1 protein-coding gene is annotated in these 1,236 nt (G+C 56.5%); it reads left to right on the top strand.

Annotated elements, in window-relative coordinates:
- Window positions 1-1,236, top strand: a 1,236-nt coding sequence (locus tag R2940_18470) for a hypothetical protein (protein MEZ4601780.1), incomplete at both ends; no start/stop codon positions are given.

The following is a 1,236-nucleotide window of genomic DNA, read 5'->3' as shown; positions in this document are numbered from 1 at the left end:
GCGGCTCAAGGAAAATCAGGAAGCGCTGACCTGGCTGAAGGAAAAGTACGCCATCAGTGATGAGACCATCGACGACCTGCTGATCGGTTTTGCTGACAATGAGTCCGGTGTCATTGCAGCCCTGCGTTCCGGCGAACATGGCTTCAGCAAACGGGAACTTTCCGCTACTGGAGCCTTTCGCCCGACCAGTCAGGATGGGTTGAATCCGTTTTTTGAGAAACGCATCATCTTTCCATACTGGAGCCGTGGCCGCGTCGTGTTCATGATCGGCCGTAAAACACCGTGGACTCCGGACGTAAACTGGGAACAGGGAAAGTACAAGAAGCTTCCGGTTCACGATGAACATCAGCGCCCTTATGTTGCCCGCTTCATCAACAATGCGGTGCTGTTCAATGAAGATTGCCTGCTGGGCAAGCCCGATCACATCATCATTACCGAAGGCGTGACCGATTGCATCGCTCTGATGCAGCAGGGATTTCCCGCGCTCTCTCCTGTAACGGTAAGAATCAGGGCCGCAGACTGGGAACGGCTGGTTCCGAAGATGCGCGGACTCAAGACCGTCTATATCTGTCAGGACAATGAAATCTCGGAGGCCGGGCTCAAGGGAGCCTTGCAGACTGCTCGCACGCTGGCCGAACACAAGATTGATACGAAGCTGGTTACCATTCCTCTGAATGAGCCCCAGCAGCAGGCTCGGCAGGAACTTTCGCGACGGTTCAACCTGACGGCGGCCGTCGGTCCCCGGGAGCTGGCCAAATTACTCGACGGCCACTCTGCCGAGGATATTCGGGAGGCTGAAACGCTGTTGGCCAACGCCAAGATCGATGTGAACGACTTCTTTGCATCCGGTAATGGTAAGGCTGAATTTGAGGGGCTGCTTTCTTCCGCCTGTACGCCGGTGGAGTTCGGCATTCAAAGTCTGCCCGAGGATGCCCCGGAGGAAGAGAGAAACCGCCAGCTCGAGCCGGTTCTGGCCGAAATTTCGGCTCATTCACCTCTGGAGCAAAGCCGTCTGCTGAAACTGGTGCAGGAACGGTTGGGTAAATCGGTTCCAATGGCGACCCTCAAGGAACAGGTACGCTCTGTTCAGCAGAACCGACGGGACAGCGCCAAGAAGGAAAAGAAGAAAGCCAAACGCCTGAGCGGATCACCGCCCGGTTCCTGTCGCGCCCGGGTCGATGAGGTGCTGATCGATACGGAGCTGGAAAACGGTGCTCCGGATTACACCGCCGCAGC

It is taken from the genome of Syntrophotaleaceae bacterium, from assembly GCA_041390365.1.
GTDB lineage: Bacteria > Desulfobacterota > Desulfuromonadia > Desulfuromonadales > Syntrophotaleaceae > JAWKQB01.
This window is presented reverse-complemented; position numbering and strand designations above follow the sequence as displayed.